The 1,680-nt window shown below is 58.2% G+C and carries 1 protein-coding gene; it reads left to right on the plus strand.

Going from position 1 to position 1,680, the window contains the following annotated elements:
* Nucleotides 1-1,680, plus strand: a 1,680-nt coding sequence (locus ACOSYY_RS10555; protein ID WP_421662302.1) for a condensation domain-containing protein, incomplete at both ends; no start/stop codon positions are given.

A 1,680-nucleotide genomic window follows, 5' to 3' on the forward strand; every position in this document is an offset into this window, starting at 1 on the left:
TGGACGGCCCAACAGGCGCATCCCGGCTTGCGACGTGGCTATGGAGCAGCCTTCTCCACCGAGGACAAGGCCGGAGAGCGCGTCGTGCTCGTCCATGAGATCGAGAAGCAGGTGCCTAAATCCGATCTGCCGGAAGTGGTGAGTTGCATCCGTCGCGCGTTGGCTGACGAATACGAACTTGAAATCCATAGTGTGGTTTTGATCAAGTCCGGCACGATTCCCAGGACCTCCAGCGGAAAGGTTCAGCGGCACGCCTGCAAAGCCGCCTTTGAGTCCGGCCAACTCGCCACAACCTTGGCGAGCACGCTGGACCTGGCTCTGGATACTGAAACTGATGGCATGTCGAGCGAAACTCCGCGATCTCCCATCGAGAAACGGCTGGCCGATATCTGGCAAGAAGTGCTTGGAGGAGATCTTCCGCATCGCCGCGCGAACTTCTTTGCACTCGGAGGCAATTCGCTCCTCGCGGCACAGATTGTTGCGCGCATCCTCGACGTCTTCCACGTCGAGCTCCCACTCAGCGTGCTGTTCGAATGTCCGACATTGGCCGCATTGGCCGGTCGCATCGGTGAATCGAGTACGATTCCGAATGACCAGGATCGGCTCGTGGGGAAGCATGAGTACACAAATGGCGACGGCGAGACAAGGATTCCGCTTCTCTCGGCAGCCGCAAGAGAAGGCAGGATTCCTCTCAGCCCTGCACAGCAGCGACTGTGGTTCTTGGAGCACGTTCATCCTGAGAGCGCGATCAACCATATTTCCATGGAGGTACGTCTACGAGGGCCGGTTAACCCCGAGGTATTGGAGCGGTCGGTGCAGGAGATCGCCCGTCGTCACGAGATTCTTCGAACTCGTTTCGGATCGGAGCGAGGCGGGGGATTCGCGGAAATTTCAACTGAGGCGATCGTCACGATAGGACGGCAAAATTTCCAAGCATTGGACCCTTCAGAGCGAGAGATCCAGGTCCGGCAATTCCTACGAGCGGAGAGGAGCAGGCCGTTTGCCTTACGCCGAGGGCCGTTATTCAGAGTAACCCTCCTGGCACTTGAACAGGATGCGCATATCCTGGCGTTGACATTCCACCGTCTTGTCGCCGATGGACGGTCTCTTCATATCTTCTGGAGGGAACTGGCGCTTTTATGGGAAGTCGGCGGTGATGCTCCCGAGGCTCGACTCCCCACGTTGTCCGTTCAGTATGCGGACTATGCCGATTGGCAGAGAACTAGACTGGATCAAGGCCTTCGTGAGGTCCATCGAGCTTACTGGGTTCGGCAGTTGAGCGGCGTCAGCCCTCCTGCCGAACTACCGGTCGATCGTCCGCGGCCACGGGTGCGCACGTTCGAGGGAGGCGTGCGATCACGGTCGCTGCCCCGCGAACTTTCAGCAAACCTCGATCTCTTCTGTCAGCGCCAGAACGTCACGATGTTTATGGTGCTGTACACAGTCTTTGCGACTTGGCTACATCGCCACACACAAGAGTCGGATGTCGTCATTGGATCGATCGTGACCGGCAGGCGCCGGAGAGAGCTCGAAGACGTGATGGGATATTGCGTCAATACGGTGGCGTTGCGGTCCCAGCTGTCGGATGGGATGACAGGACAAGAATTGCTGAAGCAGGTCCGTCGGGTGGTGATGGGGGCCTATGACCATCAGGACCTACCGTTTGAAGAGGTCATCGAG

This window comes from Nitrospira sp. BLG_2 (genome assembly GCF_049222245.1).